The sequence below is a fragment of the Streptomyces sp. NPDC045956 genome, from assembly GCF_056430705.1.
In genome coordinates, this window is record NZ_JBWKKZ010000008.1 from 229,094 (window position 1) to 247,600 (window position 18,507).

The window sequence follows — 18,507 nt, forward strand, 5'->3', positions numbered from 1 at the left end:
GCGGGGTACGGCGTCGGCGGTGACCTGGTCGCTGCGTCCGCCCTGGGGTGCCTGCACGGCCTCCGCCGCGGTGACGCGCCCGCCGCTGACGGTGACCCGGACCTGCACGGGCCCGTACTCGGTGCGGACCGCGTCGCCCGTGACCGTGCCGGACCCCGCGCCCCGGCCGCCCTGCGGGGACTGCGCGGCCGCCGGCGGGGCACCGCCCGCCGCCGAGGCGGCGCCCGGGTCGGACGCCGGTTTCAGCGCCAGCAGCAGCACGATCCCGGACACGGTCGCCGCACCGGCGAGCACGGCACGCCGGACGGGGTGGCTCTTCCTCATCTGTCCTGGACTCCTGACGTCCGTCGCTCACATCTCGAACGACTCGTGGTGGATACGGCGGGCGGGGACACCCGCACCGCGCAGTGCCTCGTACACCGACTGGGCGAAGCCGGGCGGCCCGCACAGGAAGACGTCGTGGCGTTCGACGTCGGGGATCTTGCGGCTGAGGGTCTCCGCGGAGATGTCCGGACGCTCCCCGTCCGGGCTGTTGACCGCGTACATCAGCCGTGCCCCCCGCTCGTCGGCGATCCCGGCCAGTTCGTCCCACAGCGCCAGGTCCTGGGTGCTGTTGGCCCGGTAGAGCAGGGTGATGTCCCCGGACGCGCCGGGCAGCGTCTCGAACAGCGCCCGCATCGGCGTGATCCCCACCCCGCCCGCCACCAGCAGCACCTTGCCCCGGCTGCGGCGCTGGGCGGTCAGGGCGCCGTACGGGCCCTCCGCCCACACCCGGGTCCCGGGCTCCAGTTCCCGCAGCCGGGCGCTGTGGTCGCCGATCGCCTTCACGGTGATCCGCAGCATGTCCGGGCGCGGCGCCGCCGACAGCGAGTACGGGTGGGAGCTGAACCGCATCCCCGGCGCCCGGAACCGCCAGCGGAAGAACTGCCCGGCCTCCGCGCCCATCCGGTGCAGGCGGCGCCCGCCGATCAGCACCGACACGATGCCGGGCGTCTCCTCGATGACCGCCTCGACCCGCATCCGGTGCCGCAGGTTGAGCCGCAGCGGGGTCAGGAAGCGGTACCAGAGCACGAGCGCGGTCACCGACCCGTACAGCGCGTACCAGACGGTCTTGGCGACCGGCTCGACGGCGAAGTCGTTGCCGGTGGTCAGCTGGTGCCAGAAGACCAGGAACACGGCCACGTAGGTGAGCAGATGCACGTGGTACCAGGCCTCGTACGGGATGCGGCGGCGCACGGAGCCCACGGACGACAGTCCGATCAGCACCAGCAGGCCGGTGCCGATGGCGGCCTTGCCCAGGTCCGGGAGCCGGGTCACGGAGTCGACCGTCTGCAGGGCGATGCCGCCGATGCCCCGGCCGGACTGGACGGCGTACCCCCACATGATCAGGAAGATGTGCGCGAGGACCAGGCAGAGGGTGTAGCGGCCGGTCATGGCGTGCCAGCGGGCGACCCGGTCGGATCCCACCCGCCGCTCCAGGGCCGGTACACGGGCCATCTGGAGCACCACCAGTGCCATCAGGTACCCGGCGAGCAGTCCGGTGATCCGGCCGGCGTTCATGATCCGGCCGGCGTCGTCGGAGATGGCGGGCGTGTTGCGCCACCACAGCCACAACACGCCCGCCGCGCCCGCCCACACGGCGAGCAGCAGGGGGACGGCGGGGGAGCGGCGCGGACGGATGCGCCGCATCGTCTGACGGCGTGCGGCACGGCCGCCGGCGAGCGTGGTGGTCACGGTGGGTTCCTCCGGGGGACGTGGCCCTTGGCCCACAGGTACGCGCCGCGCCGGCCGAGCGTTCACGCCGTCGCGGTACTCGTGCCGCCGTTCAGTAGCGCGTGATCGCCGTCGTCCCGCCCGAGGTCCCGATCGCGATGTGCGGCGCGGCCGCCGGGTCGGCCCACCGAAGGATGCGCCGCATCGCCTCCGCGGGCACCGACACGCAGCCGGCGGTCGCCCCCTCCCCGTTCACGTGCAGGAAGATGCCCGCGCCGCGTCCGCGCACCGGGCGCTCGTAGTTGAAGCCGACGACCAGGGCGTGCGCGTACTGCGCCGAGTAGGTGATCAGGTGCTCGGCCTCGGTGGCGCGGCAGTCGGCGGGGCGCGGCTGGGTCCAGCGGTTGTAGGCGCGCGCGTCGTTGTCCTGGCACCACCAGGAGTCCGCGCCCACCGTCCGGTACCGGTACGCCGTTCCGCGCGGCGCCGCCCGGATTCCGAAGGCGTACGGCAGGTCGTACAGCCCGGTCGGGGTCGTGTTCGTGCCCTGGGTGCGCGTCGCCCCGTCGGTCAGCCCGTTGGCGCCGAAGCGGGCGGGCGCGGACCCGGCCTTCACCCATCGCCCGCCCCCGGCGCCCCTGCGGTCCCACCAGGTGACCCGGCCCGTGGTCGAGCCGGGGCCCGGCGCGACCGCGGTGATCAGCTGGGTGCCGCCGCCCGTGTCCGCCATCCGGGCCGGGAGCGGCCGGGCCCCGGACCCGCCGGCGGGCGCGGCACCGGAGACACCGGAGACACCGGGGACGCCGGGGGCGAGGAGCGAGGCGGACAGGAGGGCGGCGACGACACCGGGGCGCATGGCTCAGACGGTAGAGGGGGGCAGCGGCAACGGCAGCCCAGGAAGGCCGTCCAGGCTGGTCGCCACGTGCTCCTTCTTGGCGAAGTACTCGCTGAGCGAGGCGTCGTCCTCCCGGGCGAACCGCTTGCCGTGCAGGTCGCGGTCCGCCTCGTAGGCCATGAAGGGGACGGCGTACCCGCAGGTGTCGCGGACGAGTTCGGCGGTCACGACGATGACGGCGCGCAGCCCGTGCGCGGAGGTGTCGATGTCCGGGAAGTGGCCGAGCAGCTCCGGGAAGCGGGGGTCGTCGCGGAAGACCGGCTCGCCGCGGCCGTGCACCCGGACGATGTTCGGCGGGCCCTGGAAGGCGCACCACATGAGGGTGATCCGCCCGTTCTCACGCAGGTGGGCGACGGTCTCGGCATTGGAGCCGGCGAAGTCGAGGTAGGCCACGGTGAGGTCGTCGAGCACCGCGAAACTGCCGGTGAGGCCCTTGGGGGAGAGATTGACCGTGCCGTCGCCCGACAGGGGGGCGGTGGCTGTGAAGAAGACGGGCTGCGCCTCGATGAAGGAGCGGAGTCTGCCGTCTATGCGTGCGTAAGTCTTTCCCATGTCTAACGATTATCCGGAGAAGGGTCCGTCCCGTCCCGGCCACCGGCGAGATTGACGAAACATGCAGACCTCTGCATACTCATGCACAGCAAGCGTTCGTACGGTGAGGAGCGACACAGGTGAGCAGCAACAGCGGTGACGTACGGCTCTGGGGCGGGCGTTTCGCCGACGGTCCCGCCGAGGCCCTGGCCAAGCTGTCCGCGTCCGTCCACTTCGACTGGCGGCTCGCGCCCTACGACATCGCCGGCTCGCGCGCCCACGCGCGCGTGCTGCACAAGGCGGGCCTGCTCACCGAGGACGAACTGAGCCGGATGATCGAGGGACTGGACCGGCTGGAGGCGGACGTCGCCGACGGTTCCTTCGTCGGCACCATCGCCGACGAGGACGTGCACACCGCCCTGGAGCGCGGCCTGCTGGAGCGCCTCGGCCCGGACCTCGGCGGCAAGCTCCGCGCCGGCCGCTCGCGCAACGACCAGGTGGCGACCCTCTTCCGCATGTACCTGCGCGACCACGCCCGGACCGTGGGCGGTCTGATCGCCGACCTCCAGGACGCGCTGGTCGGCCTCGCCGAGGCCCACCCGGACGTGGCGATGCCCGGCCGCACCCACCTCCAGCACGCCCAGCCGGTGCTCTTCGCCCACCACGTCCTCGCCCACGTCCAGGCCCTCGGCCGGGACGCCGAGCGGCTGCGGCAGTGGGACGAGCGCACGGCCGTCTCGCCGTACGGCTCCGGGGCGCTCGCGGGCAGCAGCCTCGGCCTGGACCCGGAGGCGGTCGCCGCGGACCTCGGCTTCGAGCGCGGCAGCGCCGGCAACTCCATCGACGGCACGGCCTCCCGCGACTTCGTCGCGGAGTTCGCCTTCATCACCGCGATGATCGGCGTCAACGTCTCCCGGATCGCCGAGGAGATCATCATCTGGAACACGAAGGAGTTCTCCTTCGTGACCCTGCACGACGCCTTCTCCACCGGTTCGTCGATCATGCCGCAGAAGAAGAACCCGGACATCGCCGAGCTGGCCCGGGGCAAGTCGGGCCGCCTCATCGGCAACCTGACCGGCCTGATGGCCACCCTCAAGGCCCTCCCGCTCGCCTACAACCGCGACCTCCAGGAGGACAAGGAGCCGGTCTTCGACTCCATCGACCAGCTGGAGATCCTGCTCCCCGCCTTCACCGGGATGATGGCCACCCTCACCGTGCACCGCGAGCGGATGGAGGAGCTGGCCCCGGCCGGCTTCTCGCTCGCCACGGACATCGCCGAGTGGCTGGTCCGGCAGGGCGTGCCCTTCCGGGTCGCGCACGAGGTGGCCGGCGAGTGCGTGAAGGCCGCCGAGGCCGAGGGCAAGGAGCTGGACGAGCTGACGGACGAGCAGTTCGCGAAGATCTCCGCCCACCTCACCCCCGAGGTGCGCACCGTCCTCGACGTCCCCGGGGCCCTCGCCTCCCGCAACGGCCGCGGCGGGACCGCGCCCGGTGCGGTCGCCGTCCAGCTCGCCGAGGTGAAGGCGGACGTGGCCGCGCAGCACGCGTGGGCGGACGCGAAGCGGTAGCCGCCCGTGTGACCGGAGGGCATCGCGGTTACGTTGGTCATCAGCTGCCGGCAGTGGACCGAGCCGGCAGCCGACCGAACGGAGCCCGCGATGCCCTTCGCCCGCCTCGCCGCCGCGACGACCCCCACCTCCCACCTCGGGCTGGGCCTCGCCGCCGTCGGCCGCCCCGGCTACATCACCCTCGGACGCGACCGGGACCTGCCGCCCGACCGCAGCGTCGAGGCGATGCGCGAGCGGACCCACGACCTCCTCGACGCGGCCTACGCGCAGGGCGTGCGGTACGTCGACGCGGCCCGCTCCTACGGGCGCTCGGAGGAGTTCCTGGCCGGCTGGCTGCGGGACCGCCCCGACATCGACGACGTGGTCGTCGGCAGCAAGTGGGGCTACACGTACACCGCCGACTGGTCGGCCGAGGCCGAGCGGCACGAGGTCAAGGACCACGGCGTCGCCACGTACGAGCGCCAGTGGGGCGAGACGGACGCCCTGCTCGGCGACCGGCTCGACCTCTACCAGATCCACTCGCTGACCCCCGACAGCCCGGCGCTGACCGACAAGGACCTGCACGCGAAGCTGGCCGAGGCCGCCGCGCGCGGTGTCACCGTGGGCTTCTCCACCAGCGGTCCCGCCCAGGCGGACGCCATCAGGGCCGCGCTCGCCGTGACCGTCGACGGCGAGCCCCTCTTCCGTACCGTGCAGTCGACGTACAACGTGCTGGAGACCTCCGCCGGGCCCGCGCTGGCCGAGGCCCACGAGGCGGGGCTGACCGTGATCGTCAAGGAGGGCATGGCCAACGGCCGCCTCGCGGAACCCCACGCGCCCGCCGCGCTGAAGGCCGTGGCGGAGGAGACCACCCTGGGCTGCGACGCGGTCGCCCTCGCGCTGGTCCTCCGGCAGCCCTGGGCCGGCGTCGTCCTCTCCGGAGCCGCGACCGTCAACCAGCTCGGCTCCAACCTGCACGCCGCCGTGGTCGACCTGGACGACGACCAGGTGGCGCGACTCGGTGCGCTGGTCGAGGCGCCGGAAGCCTACTGGGGGCGGCGCGGACAGCTCCCCTGGCACTAGCCGCGGCGCCGCCCGCCCGAAGAGGTGAGTCACGCACCACCAGAGTGAGACATGTGTGTCTCACATGGGTTATCGTTGTCTCATGGCCGTTGACCGAGAACAGGTACTGCGCAGCGCCGCGGCCCTGCTGACCCGCAAAGCCACCGCGACCATGGACGAGGTCGCCAGAGCCGCCGGCCTCAGCCGGGCCACGCTGCACCGGCACTTCGCGGGCCGCGACGCCCTCGTCCGCGCGCTGGAGTCGCTCGGCATCGCCGAGTGCGAGGCCGCCCTGGACGCCGCCCGTCTGGACGAGGGGCCGGCGGCCGACGCGGTGCGCCGGCTGGTGCGCGAGATCGAACCGGCCGCCGGCCTGCTGGGCTTCCTCTACACCGAGAACCAGCTGTTCGAGGGCGAGGAGCAGAACGAGGGCTGGACCCGCATCGACGCCCGGATGGCCGCGGTCTTCCGCCGCGGCCAGGAGGACGGCGAGTTCCGCATCGACCTGTCCCCGGCCTGGCTCACCGAGGCCCTCTACGGGCTGCTCGGGGCCGGCGCCTGGGCCGTGGCCGAGGGCCGCGTGGCCCGCAACGACTTCACCCACATGATCGTCGAGCTGCTGCTCGGCGGCGCACTTCGGAGAGAGTGAACATGACCCGCACCCTGCAGTCGGCGCAGACCACCGAGGCGGTGAAGCGCCCCGGCCGCTGGCTCGCGCTGGCCGTCCTCGTCCTGGCCGTGCTGCTGGTGGCCGTCGACGCGACCGTCCTCGGTCTCGCGACCCCCTACATCAGCGAGGACCTGGCGCCCTCCAGCACGCAGTTGCTCTGGATAGGCGACGTCTACTCCTTCGTCATCGCCGGTCTGCTCGTCTCCATGGGCAGCCTCGGCGACCGCATCGGACGCAAGCGCATCCTGCTCATCGGCGCCACGGCCTTCGGCGCGGTGTCGGTGCTCAACGCCTACGCGTCCTCGCCCGAGCTGATGATCGTCGCCCGGGCCCTGCTCGGCGTCGCGGGTGCCACCCTGATGCCCGCCACCCTCGCGCTGATCCGCAACCTCTTCCACGACCCGCGCGAACGCAGCCTCGCCGTCGGCATCTGGGGCGCTGCGGCCTCGGCCGGCGCCGCGGTCGGCCCGGTCGTCGGCGGGTTCCTGCTGGAGCACTTCTGGTGGGGCTCGGTCTTCCTGATCAATCTGCCCGTGATGGCCGTCCTGGTCGTCGTCGGCGTCAAGCTGCTTCCCGAGTCCCGCAACCCGAACCCGGGCCCCTGGGACATGGTCAGCGTCGTCCTCTCCCTGGTCGGCATGGTCGGTGTCGTCTACGCCGTGAAGGAGGCCGCCGCGCACGGCTTCGCCTGGGCCACGCTCGCCGCGGGCCTGCTGGGCGCCGCCGCCCTGTACGGCTTCGTCCGCCGCCAGCTGACCATGCCGGTCCCGCTGCTCGACATGCGGCTGTTCCGCAGCCGCGGCTTCAGTGGCGCGGTCCTGGCCGACCTGCTGACCATCCTCGGGCTCTCCGGCGTGGTGTTCTTCCTCTCCCAGTACCTGCAACTGGTCCAGGGCAGGCGTCCGTTCGAGGCGGGGCTGGCCGAACTGCCGGCGGCCGTCGGCGCCGTGGTGGCGGGTCTGCTCGCCGGGCGGGCTGCCCGGCGCTTCTCGGTCCGCGCCGTGGTCTCCGGTGGCCTCGCCGCCGTCGGCCTCTCGCTCGCCGCGCTGAGCTTCGTCGGCCAGCACACCGGCTACCCCCTGCTGGGCGCGGCCCTGCTCGTCGTCGGCGTCGGCGCCGGATTCTCGTTCACCGTCACCGCCGACGTGATCCTTTCCAGCGTGCCGGGGGAGCAGGCGGGCTCCGCCTCGGCGGTCTCCGAGACGGCTTACGAACTCGGTGCCGCCCTCGGTATCGCGGTGCTCGGCTCGATCGTGACCGGCGTCTACCGCGACTTCTCCGGCCCGGCCGGCACGCCGGAGGCGGCCCACGAGTCGCTGGGCGGCGCCGTGGAGATCGCGTCCGGCCTCCCCGCCCCCTCGGCGGACGCCCTGCTGGACGCCGCCCGCCAGGCCTTCGTCGACGGCCTGACCCTCGCCACGGGCGTGGGCGCGGCCGTCCTCCTGGCCGCCGCGGCGGCCTCCTGGTTCCTGCTGCGCGGCCAGCGCCTGGAGGACGGGGTGGAACACCCGTAGCCCTCCCCGGGCCGCGCTCCGGACCGTCTCTCCGGCCGCGGCCCGCCCGACGATCACCGCGCACGAACGGCGGGCCGCTGACAAAGCGGCGCGCACGAACGGCGGGCCGCTCACCGAGCGGCCCGCCGTTCTCCGTCACCGCGCCGCGCGGCCTACGCCGCCTTGGCCTTGCTCGCGTACATGTCCACGTACTCCTGGCCGGACAGCTGCATGACCTCGGTCATCACGGAGTCGGTGACGGCCCGCAGGACGTAGCGGTCGCGGTCCATCCCCTCGTAGCGGGAGAACTCCATCGCCTCGCCGAAGCGGACCGTGACCCTGCCCGGCCGGGGCAGACCCGCGCCGCCCGGCTGGAGCTTGTCGGTGCCGATCATGGCGAACGGCACCACGGGGGCGCCGGTCATCAGCGTGAGGCGGGCGATGCCGGTGCGGCCCCGGTAGAGGCGGCCGTCGGGGGAGCGGGTGCCCTCGGGGTAGATGCCGAAGACCCGCCCCTCGTCCAGCACCCGGCGCCCGGTCATGAGCGCCGCGACACCGCCCCGGCCACCGTCGCGGTCCACCGGGATCATGCCGACGCCGGTGAAGAACCAGGCCATCAGCCGGCCCTTGAAGCCCTTGCCGGTGACGTACTCGTCCTTGCCGATGAAGAAGACCTGCCGGTCGCAGACGAGCGGGAGGATCATCGAGTCGATGAAGGTGAGGTGGTTGCCGGCCAGGATCACCGGGCCGTCGCCCGGGATGTTCTCCACACCCTCCACCCGTGGGCGGAACATCAGGCGCATGATCGGTCCGAGCACTGCCTTGATGAGCGCGAAGCGGGACAACGGGTCCTCCGGTGTCGGGGATGCGGTATGTGTCTGTGCAGGTGAGGACATTACTCGCGGCCGAGGGGGTCGCGCACGTCGGGTCATGCGGGTCTTACACGGTGTTGACGTGCGTTCACCTGCGGTGCGACGGCGTCGGGCGGGCGCGACACGGCAACGGGAGTGTGAGGCAGGTCGCGTCCGCGGGCGCGGAGTCCCGCGCCGGCCCTCGTCTCTCCCACCGTGCTCCGTGTCGTCATGCCGCCGTCACCGTCACCGTCCCGGTCCGCGGGGACCGGCGTCGCCGGTCCACCGGGGGTCCGCGCACGGCCCGGATCGAAACACACGCGACGCGCGGACTGCGCGAGGCGCGCCGCCGGAGCCGGGCCGCCGACCCCTTCTCCGGCCACGGCCCGTCCGGTGGCGCCCCGACGGCCGCGGCCACCGACCGCGTACCCCGCCACCCCGTCCCGAAGCCGACGAGACGTCAGACATCGCGCCCCACCGGTACCTCCACGCCCATACGACATCCCCACGCACCCGCGTGTTCCGGCCGCGGTCTCCCGTTGGTCATGTACGCGCCCCTACGATCGGCCCGCACTGACGGTCGACGGCAGGAGAGCCCCATGGGAACGCAGGAGTCGGACGAGCGGACGGGCGGCACCGGACGCAGGGCGCTCCTCGGAGCGGCCGTGCTCGGCGCGGGCGGAGCCGTACTCGGCCTGTCCGGCACGGCGAGAGCCGCCGGCCCCCGGCACGGCGGCGGTCACGGCGGCGGCGTGAAGAGCCTGCCGGTCCCGACCGTCATCGGTCACCGCGGCGCCAGCGGATACCGGCCCGAGCACACCTTCGGCGCCTACGACCTCGCCCTCGACATGGGCGCCGACATCGTCGAGGCCGGAGACCTGGTCCCCACCAAGGACGGTCACCTCGTCTGCCGGCACGAGCCGGAGATCGGCGGCACCACGGACGTCGCCGACCACCCCGAGTTCGCCGACCGCAAGCGCACCAAGCTGCTCGACGGCGTCTCCACCACCGGCTGGTTCACCGAGGACTTCACGCTCGCCGAACTCAAGACGCTGCGCGCGACCGAACGCATCCCCGCCAACCGCCCGCACAACACCCTCTACGACGGCCGCTGGGAGATCCCCACCTTCGAGGAGGTGCTGCGCTGGCAGAACGAGCAGACCCGCAGGCGCGGCAAGCAGGTGTGGATCTACCCCGAGCTGAAGCACCCCACCTACTTCCGCGAGCTGGGTCTCGGCACCGAGGAGCGCCTCGCACGGCTGCTGCGCAAGTACGGCAAGGACGGCAAGAACTCGCCCGTCATCATCCAGTCCTTCGAGCCCACCAGCATCCAGCGGATGAACCGGCTCGTCGGCAACCCCCTCGCCGTCCTGCTGTCCGGCGCGAACAGCCGGCCCTGGGACTTCGTGAAGACCGGCGACCCGCGCACGACGGCCGACCTCGTCACGCCGAGGGGCCTGAAGGAGATCGCCGGCTACGCGCAGGGCATCGGTCCGACCCTCGACCTGATCATCCCGAAGGACTCCGCCGGCCGGCTCACCGAGCCGACCACGCTCGTCCGCGACGCGCACCGGGCGGGCCTGATCCTGCACCCGTACACGCTGCGCAACGAGAACCCCTTCCTCCCCGCGGACTTCCGCAGGGGCGCCGGCCCCGACGCCTACGGCGACGTCTTCGCCGCTTTCCGGACCTACTTCGCGACCGGCATCGACGGTGTCTTCACCGACCACCCGGACACCGGCGTCCTGGCCCGCGAGGACTTCGTCAACGGTCACGCCTGAGACCCCGGTTGGGGTGAGTCTCGGCCGTCCGGGCAACCCGCCGCCCGGGCGGCCGCGTCGACCTGCGTATGACAGTCGACCTGGTCGCCGCCCTGCGTCCCCTGCTCACCGCCGAGGCCTCGGCCGAGGCACATGCCTCCGGGGCCGAAGCCGGCGACCTCGAACAGGCGGTATGGCTGCGCCTCCTGGAACGCCTGGAGGCCGACGGACCGCCCCCCGACCCCCACCGCTGGCTGCGCAGCGCCGTCCGCAGCGAGGCCCGCCGCACCCGCCGCACCCGCCGCGACGAACGCCCCTACGCGACCGAACCCGCCGTCGCCGCCGAGCAGGAGCCCGAGCAGCTCGCGCTCGGCGCGGCCCGCCAACGAGCCCTGCGCGAGGCCGTGCGCCGACTGCCCGGCCGCTGCCCCCGGCTGCTGGAGGCCCTGTTGTCGCCCAGGGACCTCACCTACCGGGAGATCGCGGGCGAGTTGGGTATCTCACAGGGCAGCATCGGTCCGGAACGTTCCAGATGTCTCGGATGTCTGCGACGACTGCTGGCGCCGGAGGTTGCGGCCCGCTGAGGACGGGGATAGGAGTGGGGGACCACAACTGATCAGGTGAGCGGGAGGCATGCGCACATGGGCATGAGCGTGACCATCTCGGCGGCGACCGAGCAGGAGGCCGAGCAGATCTTCCGGCTTCAGTACCTCTGCTTCCAGGGCGAGGCAGCCCGGCACGGCAACTACCGCATCGACCCGCTCGTCCAGACCCTCGACTCCGTGCGCGAGGAGGTCGAGGCCGACTGCGTCTTCGTCGCGCGGCTCGGCGACGAGGTCGTCGGCTCGGTGCGCGGCAGGGTGACCGAGGACGGGGCCGCGTCCATCGGTACGTTGTGCGTCCACCCCCGACTCCAGGGGCACGGCATCGGTGCCCGGCTGCTGCGCGCGGCCGAGTCGGCACTCGCCGGGGAGCGGGGCGCCAAGCGCTTCCGCCTGCACACCGGGCGCAGCGAGAGCAACCTGCGGCTGTACCGGCGGGTCGGCTACGAGACGGTCGGGACCGCGCAGGGCGCGGACGGCATTCCCATGATCATCCTGGAGAAGCCGGCCGGCGCGTACGTGACGACGGCCTGAGCCACCGGCCGTGACCGGGCCCGGTCGCTACGCGGCGCGGGCCCGGCGCAGCCAGAACAGGGCCGACAGGGGCAGGAGCACCGGGATGAACAGGTACCCCATCCCGAAGTCCGACCACACCGTCGCGTCGGGGAAGGCGGACGGCTCCACCAGCGTCCAGGTGCCGACCGCGAGCACACCCACCAGCTCCGCGGCGCAGCACACCAGCGCCACCCGGCGGGCCGTCTCGCCGCCGCGCACCAGGGTGTACGTGATGAAGCCGTAGACGACACCCGCGATCGCCGACAGCGTGTAGGGGAGCGGGGCCCGGTCGAACTCGGTCGCGATCTGGTACGCGGACCGCGACACGGCGCCGACGACCATCACCCCGTACAGCCACACCAGCAGGATGCCGGGCCCGCCGATCAGCCGCTTCCCGTCCTGCCGCCGCTCCGTCGCCGCCATGTCAGCCTCCCCAGATGTCGTACAGCCGCACCTGGAGGACGGCGAGGACGATCCCGCCCGCGGCGACCGTCACCGAGCCCCAGCGGGTGCGCTCGGCCAGCGACATGAAGCCCGCCGCCGGCACGCACGCGAAGGCGCCCAGCAGATAGGCCACGAAGATCGTCGTGCCCTGTTCCGGCTCCTCGCCCCGCGCCAGGAGCACGATCCCGACCACCAGCTGGATCAGCGCCAGCAGGGTGACCACGGCCATGCCGATGAAGTGCCAGTCCTTCGTCGGCTGGTCACGGTAGGCGGCCCAGCCGCACCAGGCGGCGAGCAGCAGCGCGGCGACGCCGGTCACCAGCGTCAGGACGTCAAGCATGGCAGCGACCCTATTACGCCCCAAAAGCCTCGCCGCGCCCGGCCCCGCCCCGGCGTGGGGGCGGGGCCGGGCGTCACCCGGCGTCACCGTAGGGTCGAGGGCATGCACCTCCACGCCCAGGCCCTCCTGTTCGACAACGACGGCACCCTCGTCTCCACCCTCGACTCCGTGCGCCGCTGCTGGACGCGGTGGGCCGGCGAGTACGGGATCACGGCGGAGCGGTTCGGGCGGGTCGAGCTGCACGGGCGGCCGGCCGCGGAGATAGCCGCCGACCTGCTCCCCGCCGACGTGGTGCCGCAGGCCGTCGCGCGGATCGAGCAGCTGGAGGTCGAGGACGTGCCGAACGGCGGCGTGCACCTGCTGCCCGGCACGCGGGACTTCCTCGCCGCGCTGCCCGCCGACCGCTGGGCCGTCGTCACCTCCGCCACCCGGCGGCTCGCCGAGGCCCGGCTCGGCGCCGTCGGCATCCTCCCCAAGACGCTGGTCGCCGCGGACGACATCACCCGCGGCAAGCCCGACCCCGAGCCCTATCTGCTCGGCGCCCGCGCCCTCGGCGTGGACCCGCCTGCGTCGTCTTCGAGGACGCCCCGGCCGGGCTCCAGGCGGGCCGCGCCGCCGGCATGACCACCGTGGCGTTGGCCACAACCCACCGCGCCGACGAGCTCGACGCCGATCTCGTGGTCCCCGACCTGTCGGCCCTGTCGGTACTGGTCAACGGCGGCGGAATCGACATCTCCGTACGGAACTGAACCGCGCCCGGCGCGTCCGCTCACCGTCCACCGTTGTCCAGCATCCGGACAGCGGCGTCCGGTCGGGACCGCCCGTCTGCTTTACTGATCGCATGAGCACGACGAGCGACCGCACCCCTGCGACCGAGGCGACGATGACGCCCGGTGCTCGTTGTATGTGTCGAATGTGCGCCTTCTAGAGGGCCCCTGCACCACCTGAGCCTCGCGCCCCGAAGCGAGCGCCCGCTCACGGCCGCCACCGCGTTCCCCGCACCCGGCTGAGCCACGCCCCGCGCACACGTTTCTCCCCGGCTCACCACCGCGCATCGCCACCGCGAGAACCGTGCCGCGTTCCGATGGACCCCCAGAACTCCGCAGAACAACGCCCCGTGCCGGCACCCACCACCGCGCCGCGCACTCGACAGTGACGGAAACCCACGTGATCACCACATCGGGCCTCACGAAGGTCTACCGCTCCCGCGGCCGCGAGGTCACCGCCCTGGACGGCGTCGACCTGCACGTCCGCGAGGGAGAGGTGTACGGCGTCATCGGCCAGTCCGGCGCCGGCAAGTCCTCGCTCATCCGCTGCGTCAACCTCCTGGAGCGCCCCACCGCCGGCACGGTCACCGTCGCGGGCCAGGACCTCACCGCGCTCGCCGGCCGCGGCCCGCGCGCCGGCCGGGAACTGCGGGAGGCCCGCAGCCGGATCGGCATGGTCTTCCAGCACTTCAACCTGCTCTCCACCCGGACCGTGCAGGACAACGTGGAGCTGCCGCTGGAGATCCTCGGCAAGTCCGGGCAGGAACGTTCCCGCAAGGCACTGGAGCTGCTCGACCTCGTCGGTCTCGCCGACAAGGCCAAGGCCTACCCGGCCCAGCTCTCCGGCGGTCAGAAGCAGCGCGTCGGCATCGCCCGCGCCCTGGCCGGCGACCCCAAGGTCCTGCTCTCCGACGAGGCGACCAGCGCCCTCGACCCGGAGACCACCCGCTCCATCCTCCAGCTGCTGCGCGACCTCAACCAGCAGCTCGGTCTGACCGTCCTGCTCATCACCCACGAGATGGACGTCGTCAAGCGCGTCTGCGACTCGGCCGCCCTCATGGACCGGGGCCGGATCGTGGAGTCCGGCACCGTCGGCGACCTGCTCGCCACCCCGGGCTCCGAGCTGGCCGCCGCGCTCTTCCCGGTGGGCGGCGAGGCGTCCGCGGACGACCGCACCGTCCTGGACGTCACCTTCCACGGCGAGGCCGCCACCCAGCCCGTCATCTCCCAGCTCTCCCGCACCTACAACATCGACATCTCGATCCTCGGCGCCGCCATCGACACCGTCGGCGGCCTCCAGGTCGGCCGGATGCGCATCGAACTGCCCGGCCGCTACGAGGACAACGTCGTACCCGTCGGCTTCCTGCGCGAACAGGGCCTCCAGATCGACGTGGTGAACGACGACACGGCGAACGGCGACACGGTGAACGAGGACCAGCCGCTGCTGGTGAAGGAAGGTGCCAAGTGACCTGGTCCGAGATGCAGCCCCTGCTGGAGCAGGCCTGTCAGGAGACCCTGGTCATGGTCGGCTGGTCGACCCTGATCGCCGTCGTCGGCGGACTGCCGCTGGGCATCCTGCTGGTGCTGACGGACAAGGGCGGCCTGCTCCAGAACACCGTGGTGAACAAGGTCATCGGCCAGATCGTGAACATCGGCCGCTCGCTGCCGTTCATCATCCTCATGGTCGCCCTGATGAACTTCACCCGCTGGATCACCGGCACGACGATCGGCAGCGAGGCCGCGATCGTGCCGCTCGCCATCGGCGGCATCCCGTTCTTCGCGCGGCTGGTCGAGACGGCCGTCCGCGAGGTCGACGGCGGTCTCGTCGAGGCCGTCCAGGCCATGGGCGGCAACACCTGGACCGTCGTCCGCAAGGTCCTGGTCCCCGAGGCGCTCCCGTCGCTGATCGCGAGCACCACCACCACGATCATCGCCCTCATCGGCTACTCCGCCATGGCCGGCACCGTCGGCGGCGGCGGCCTCGGCGACCTCGCCGTCCGCTACGGCTACCAGCGCTTCGAGACCGGCCTGATGTGGATCACCGTCGCGCTGCTCGCCGTCGTCATCTCGCTCATCCAGTTCGCCGGCGACGCCGCGGCCCGCGCCCTGCACCGCCGCGGCGGACGCGGGGGCGCCGGGCCCCGGCTCCGGCTGCTCCGGGCCAAGGAGCCCGCGGCGGCCGACGTGAGCAAGGCGGCGTGACCCGGCCGCCGGACCACACCCCCAGACCCCCCGTTCCACCCGTGACGGGTCGCACCACCTCAGGAAAGGCACTTTTCGTGCGTAACACTGCCAAGATCACCACCGCTGTCCTCGCCGCCGGAGCCCTCACCCTCGGCCTCTCCGCCTGCGGCTCGGACAAGGACTCCGCCTCCGACACCTCCGGCCCGCTGGTCGTCGCCGCGACGCCCGTCCCGCACGCCGAGATCCTCGACTACGTCAAGGACAACCTGGCGGAGAAGGAGGGCCTCGACCTGGAGGTCAAGGAGTTCACCGACTACGTCACGCCGAACACGGCGACGGAGGACGGCTCGGTGGGCGCCAACTACTTCCAGACCGAGCCCTACCTCGAGGACTTCAACAAGAAGAACGGCACCCACCTGAAGTCCGTCGTCTCCGTGCACCTGGAGCCGCTCGGCCTGTACTCGGAGAAGGCCGACAAGGCCGGCGACCTGAAGAAGGGCGCGACCATCGCCCTTCCGAACGACACCGTCACCGAGGCCCGCGCCCTCCAGCTGCTCGCCACGGAGGGCCTGATCACCCTCAAGGACGGCGTCGGCAACTCGGCCACCCCCGCCGACATCACCAAGAACCCGAAGGACCTGAAGTTCAAGGAGCTGGAGGCGGCCCAGACCCCGCGCTCCCTCGGTGACGTCGACGCGGCGGTCATCAACGGCAACTACGCCCTCGAGGCCGACCTCAAGCCCGCGAAGGACGCCCTCGTCCTGGAGTCCGCCGAGGACAACCCGAACGTCAACCTCCTCGTCGTCAAGGAGGGCCAGGAGGACGACCCGCGCGTGAAGAAGCTCGCGAAGCTCCTCACCTCGCCCGAGGTCAAGAAGTTCATCGAGGACAACTACGCCGGGTCCGTGCTCCCGACCTTCTGATCCTCCCGCCGCACACCACGGGGTCCGCTCCACCGGAGCGGACCCCGTGGTGCGGTCGCGTGCTCACATGCTGCATGCTGGGCAGTTCGAGTAGGCCCCGACGGTTCCACAGGTTACGGAGCGGCGCATGACGAGCACCTTCCCCAACATCTCCATCAGCACGGAGCGGTTGGTGCTGCGCCCCCTCGACGAGGACGACGTCCCCGCCCTCACCGCCATGATGAACGACGAGCAGGTCGCCGCCTGGACCCACGTGCCCCAGCCCTACACCGAGCGCACCGCCCGCACCTGGATCGCCGAGCACGTCCCCGCGGAACGCGCGGCGGGCCGGGGGCTCGACCTCGCCGTCACCGAGTTCCTCACCCAGCGCCTGGTCGGCACCGTCCGGCTGACCAACACCGACTGGCACGTACGGTCGACCGAACTGTCGTACATCGTCGCCCCCTGGGCCCGGGGGGAGGGCTACGCCTCGGAGGCGGCCCTCGCCACCACCCAATGGCTCTTCGGCGACCAGAAGTTCGAACGCGTCGAGCTGCGCACCGCCGCCGACAACACCGCCTCCCAGCAGGTCGCGCAGAAGATCGGCTGCATCAGCGAGGGCGTGCTGCGCAACGCCTGCATAGCCCGCGTCCGTACCGACGGGGACGTCTGGACGGACGTACGCACCGATTTCATCGTGTGGAGCCTGCTGCCGGAGGACATCGAGGGCACCGCCGGGCAACTGGCGGACGAGAACGGTTTCACCAACTTCACGGACTGGAACTGATCCACAGGGACCCGACAGCCCGGCACGACCCCGTCCCGAGGCCGCACCGGGTACCCTCACGGGGCGCGCCCGCGAACGGCTCCGCGACACGACCTGCGAAACCTGGAGACTGACGACGATGGCCGACCGGGTCACGGTGATCGGCTGGGACGGTTCGCCACTGACCGCCGCGGCACGCTCCGCACTGGGAGCCGCCACGCTGGTGGCCGGTGCCTCCCACCACCTGACACTTCCCGAGGTGCCGCCCGCCGCCGAACGCATCCGCCTCGGCAGCGCCGCCCTCGCCGCCCGCCGTATCGCCGCCCACCGCGGCACGGCGGTCGTCCTTGCCGACGGCGACCCGGGCTTCTTCGGCGTCGTACGCACCCTGCGCGCTCCCGAGTTCGGCCTCGAGGTCGAAGTCGTCCCCGCGGTCTCCTCCGTGGCCACCGCCTTCGCGCGCGCCGGTATGCCCTGGGACGACGCCCATGTGGTCGTCGCCCACCCCCGTACCCTGCGACGGGCGGTGAACGTATGCCGAGCGCACACCAAGGTCGCCGTTCTCACCTCTCCGGGGGCCGGACCGGCCGAACTCGGTCTGCTGATGGAGGGCATCCACCGCACCTTCGTCATCTGCGAGGAACTCGGCACCACGCGCGAACAGGTAACCGTCGTCACCTCCGAGAAGGCCGCCGACCACACCTGGCGCGACCCGAACGTCGTCATCGTCGTCGGCGGGGCGCTCGGGCCGGGCGCCGCGGCCGACGGCGCCGGGTGGATCGCCGGACGCGACCCCGCCGCCGGGCCGCGCGGCTGGTCGCTGCCCGCCGGGGCGTACGGCGGTGATCCGGGAGAGGGCGAGAGCGACCTGCTCCGCACCGCCCAACTCGCCCGGCTCGGCCCCCGCCCCGGCGACCTGGTGTGGGACATCGGCTGCGGCGGCGGCGCCTTCGCCACGGATGCCGCCCGCGGGGGCGCCGCCGTCATCGCCGTGGACCGCGACCCGGACGCCTGCGCCCGGACCGAGGCCGCGGCACGGCACTTCGGCGTCCAGGTCCAGACCGTGCACGGCACCGCCCCGCACGTCCTGGAGAACCTCCCCGAGCCGGACGTCGTCCGCGTCGGTGGCGGGGGAGCGGCCGTGGTCTCCGCCGTCGCCGACCGGCGACCGCAGCGCATCGTCGCGCACGCCGCGACCCGCGACGCGGCCGAACTCGTGGGCAGGGACCTGAAGGAGCACGGCTACCGGGTCGAGTGCGCCCTGTTGCAGTCCGTCGGGCTCGACACGCAGTCCTGGACGGAGACGGAGCGGAGCGTTGTGTTCCTGCTCAGCGGGGAGATCCAGCGGCGCGAAGCGCCCCGTTGAGCGGTGCCGGGCGGGACCGTCCGGATCGCGCCCCGTGATCGGGTTGTCATACCTCGCGG

18 protein-coding genes and 2 pseudogenes are annotated in these 18,507 nt (G+C 72.6%); 13 read left to right on the plus strand and 7 right to left on the minus strand.

Annotated features, from left to right (window positions below):
• The 4 genes and pseudogenes from AC07FV_RS22505 to AC07FV_RS22520 form a co-directional block, all read right to left on the minus strand.
• Window positions 1-324: pseudogene (locus tag AC07FV_RS22505) on the minus strand (FMN-binding protein); the annotation flags it as partial.
• A 27-nt stretch (window positions 325-351) separates the two neighbouring features.
• Window positions 352-1,734 (minus strand): ferredoxin reductase family protein, encoded by a 1,383-nt coding sequence (locus AC07FV_RS22510; RefSeq protein WP_479089109.1) that lies wholly within the window; start codon window positions 1,732-1,734, stop codon window positions 352-354.
• 91 nt (window positions 1,735-1,825) lie between these two features.
• A complete protein-coding gene (locus AC07FV_RS22515; protein WP_479089110.1) occupies window positions 1,826-2,569 on the minus strand; it encodes a L,D-transpeptidase family protein in 744 nt (247 codons plus the stop codon).
• Between the two features lie 3 nt (window positions 2,570-2,572).
• On the minus strand, window positions 2,573-3,160 hold the full coding sequence (locus AC07FV_RS22520; protein WP_479089111.1) for a pyridoxamine 5'-phosphate oxidase family protein: 588 nt from the start codon (window positions 3,158-3,160) through the stop codon (window positions 2,573-2,575).
• Window positions 3,161-3,279: 119 nt separating this feature from the next.
• On the opposite strand from AC07FV_RS22520, the gene argH reads away from it, so the two are divergent.
• The 4 genes from argH to AC07FV_RS22540 all read left to right on the plus strand — a co-directional run bounded on the left by argH (window position 3,280) and on the right by AC07FV_RS22540 (window position 7,932).
• Complete coding sequence (gene argH / locus AC07FV_RS22525; RefSeq protein ID WP_479089112.1) at window positions 3,280-4,707, plus strand: argininosuccinate lyase; 1,428 nt, start codon at window positions 3,280-3,282, stop codon at window positions 4,705-4,707.
• 90 nt (window positions 4,708-4,797) lie between these two features.
• Entirely contained in the window at window positions 4,798-5,769 is a 972-nt protein-coding gene (locus tag AC07FV_RS22530; protein ID WP_479089113.1) for an aldo/keto reductase, read from the plus strand.
• Window positions 5,770-5,851: 82 nt separating this feature from the next.
• The gene (locus AC07FV_RS22535; RefSeq protein WP_479089114.1) at window positions 5,852-6,397 is read left to right on the plus strand and encodes a TetR/AcrR family transcriptional regulator; all 546 of its coding nucleotides are present in this window, start codon (window positions 5,852-5,854) and stop codon (window positions 6,395-6,397) included.
• Between the two features lie 2 nt (window positions 6,398-6,399).
• Window positions 6,400-7,932, plus strand: a complete 1,533-nt coding sequence (locus AC07FV_RS22540; protein WP_479089115.1) for an MFS transporter — start codon at window positions 6,400-6,402, stop codon at window positions 7,930-7,932.
• Between the two features lie 152 nt (window positions 7,933-8,084).
• Here AC07FV_RS22540 and AC07FV_RS22545 read toward each other — a convergent pair whose 3' ends face one another.
• On the minus strand, window positions 8,085-8,756 hold the full coding sequence (locus AC07FV_RS22545; protein WP_356605811.1) for a lysophospholipid acyltransferase family protein: 672 nt from the start codon (window positions 8,754-8,756) through the stop codon (window positions 8,085-8,087).
• Between the two features lie 605 nt (window positions 8,757-9,361).
• Between AC07FV_RS22545 and AC07FV_RS22550 the strand changes: the two genes are divergently transcribed.
• The 3 genes from AC07FV_RS22550 (at window position 9,362) to AC07FV_RS22560 (ending at window position 11,658) form a co-directional block, all read left to right on the plus strand.
• A complete protein-coding gene (locus tag AC07FV_RS22550; protein WP_479089116.1) occupies window positions 9,362-10,543 on the plus strand; it encodes a glycerophosphodiester phosphodiesterase in 1,182 nt (393 codons plus the stop codon).
• A gap of 68 nt (window positions 10,544-10,611) precedes the next feature.
• The gene (locus tag AC07FV_RS22555; protein ID WP_479089117.1) at window positions 10,612-11,106 is read left to right on the plus strand and encodes a sigma-70 family RNA polymerase sigma factor; all 495 of its coding nucleotides are present in this window, start codon (window positions 10,612-10,614) and stop codon (window positions 11,104-11,106) included.
• A gap of 57 nt (window positions 11,107-11,163) precedes the next feature.
• Entirely contained in the window at window positions 11,164-11,658 is a 495-nt protein-coding gene (locus AC07FV_RS22560; RefSeq protein WP_479089118.1) for a GNAT family N-acetyltransferase, read from the plus strand.
• A 27-nt stretch (window positions 11,659-11,685) separates the two neighbouring features.
• Here the strand turns inward: AC07FV_RS22560 and AC07FV_RS22565 are convergent, their stop codons facing one another.
• Both AC07FV_RS22565 and AC07FV_RS22570 read right to left on the minus strand, forming a co-directional pair.
• Complete coding sequence (locus tag AC07FV_RS22565) at window positions 11,686-12,102, minus strand: hypothetical protein (RefSeq protein WP_479089119.1); 417 nt, start codon at window positions 12,100-12,102, stop codon at window positions 11,686-11,688.
• A 1-nt stretch (window position 12,103) separates the two neighbouring features.
• The gene (locus AC07FV_RS22570; protein WP_383646062.1) at window positions 12,104-12,463 is read right to left on the minus strand and encodes a hypothetical protein; all 360 of its coding nucleotides are present in this window, start codon (window positions 12,461-12,463) and stop codon (window positions 12,104-12,106) included.
• 102 nt (window positions 12,464-12,565) lie between these two features.
• On the opposite strand from AC07FV_RS22570, the pseudogene AC07FV_RS22575 reads away from it, so the two are divergent.
• From AC07FV_RS22575 to cbiE, 6 genes and pseudogenes are all read left to right on the plus strand, one after another.
• Window positions 12,566-13,212, plus strand: a pseudogene (locus AC07FV_RS22575) (HAD family hydrolase).
• A gap of 418 nt (window positions 13,213-13,630) precedes the next feature.
• Window positions 13,631-14,698, plus strand: a complete 1,068-nt coding sequence (locus AC07FV_RS22580) for a methionine ABC transporter ATP-binding protein (protein WP_479089120.1) — start codon at window positions 13,631-13,633, stop codon at window positions 14,696-14,698.
• Window positions 14,695-15,432, plus strand: coding sequence for a methionine ABC transporter permease (locus AC07FV_RS22585; RefSeq protein WP_391970289.1), 738 nt, complete (start codon window positions 14,695-14,697; stop codon window positions 15,430-15,432). Before AC07FV_RS22580 ends, AC07FV_RS22585 begins: the two co-directional genes overlap by 4 nt.
• Before the next feature lie 77 nt (window positions 15,433-15,509).
• Window positions 15,510-16,337 carry a MetQ/NlpA family ABC transporter substrate-binding protein gene (locus AC07FV_RS22590; protein WP_479089121.1) on the plus strand — a complete coding sequence of 276 codons (828 nt, stop codon included), beginning with the start codon at window positions 15,510-15,512 and terminating at the stop codon, window positions 16,335-16,337.
• A gap of 127 nt (window positions 16,338-16,464) precedes the next feature.
• Complete coding sequence (locus AC07FV_RS22595; RefSeq protein WP_479089122.1) at window positions 16,465-17,103, plus strand: GNAT family N-acetyltransferase; 639 nt, start codon at window positions 16,465-16,467, stop codon at window positions 17,101-17,103.
• A gap of 118 nt (window positions 17,104-17,221) precedes the next feature.
• On the plus strand, window positions 17,222-18,448 hold the full coding sequence (gene cbiE, locus AC07FV_RS22600; protein ID WP_479089123.1) for a precorrin-6y C5,15-methyltransferase (decarboxylating) subunit CbiE: 1,227 nt from the start codon (window positions 17,222-17,224) through the stop codon (window positions 18,446-18,448).
• The last annotated feature ends 59 nt before the right edge of the window (window positions 18,449-18,507 follow it).

What these genes read in the sequence shown, in the direction of transcription:
- AC07FV_RS22565 (WP_479089119.1), bottom strand. Translation starts at nt 12,102, where the DNA reads ATGGCGGCGACGGAGCGGCGGCAGGACGGGAAGCGGCTGATCGGCGGG.
- AC07FV_RS22515 (WP_479089110.1), bottom strand. Translation starts at nt 2,569, where the DNA reads ATGCGCCCCGGTGTCGTCGCCGCCCTCCTGTCCGCCTCGCTCCTCGCC.
- AC07FV_RS22555 (WP_479089117.1), top strand. Translation starts at nt 10,612, where the DNA reads ATGACAGTCGACCTGGTCGCCGCCCTGCGTCCCCTGCTCACCGCCGAG.
- AC07FV_RS22540 (WP_479089115.1), top strand. Translation starts at nt 6,400, where the DNA reads ATGACCCGCACCCTGCAGTCGGCGCAGACCACCGAGGCGGTGAAGCGC.
- AC07FV_RS22595 (WP_479089122.1), top strand. Translation starts at nt 16,465, where the DNA reads ATGACGAGCACCTTCCCCAACATCTCCATCAGCACGGAGCGGTTGGTG.
- AC07FV_RS22530 (WP_479089113.1), top strand. Translation starts at nt 4,798, where the DNA reads ATGCCCTTCGCCCGCCTCGCCGCCGCGACGACCCCCACCTCCCACCTC.
- AC07FV_RS22550 (WP_479089116.1), top strand. Translation starts at nt 9,362, where the DNA reads ATGGGAACGCAGGAGTCGGACGAGCGGACGGGCGGCACCGGACGCAGG.
- cbiE (WP_479089123.1), top strand. Translation starts at nt 17,222, where the DNA reads ATGGCCGACCGGGTCACGGTGATCGGCTGGGACGGTTCGCCACTGACC.
- AC07FV_RS22560 (WP_479089118.1), top strand. Translation starts at nt 11,164, where the DNA reads ATGGGCATGAGCGTGACCATCTCGGCGGCGACCGAGCAGGAGGCCGAG.
- AC07FV_RS22570 (WP_383646062.1), bottom strand. Translation starts at nt 12,463, where the DNA reads ATGCTTGACGTCCTGACGCTGGTGACCGGCGTCGCCGCGCTGCTGCTC.
- AC07FV_RS22535 (WP_479089114.1), top strand. Translation starts at nt 5,852, where the DNA reads ATGGCCGTTGACCGAGAACAGGTACTGCGCAGCGCCGCGGCCCTGCTG.
- AC07FV_RS22520 (WP_479089111.1), bottom strand. Translation starts at nt 3,160, where the DNA reads ATGGGAAAGACTTACGCACGCATAGACGGCAGACTCCGCTCCTTCATC.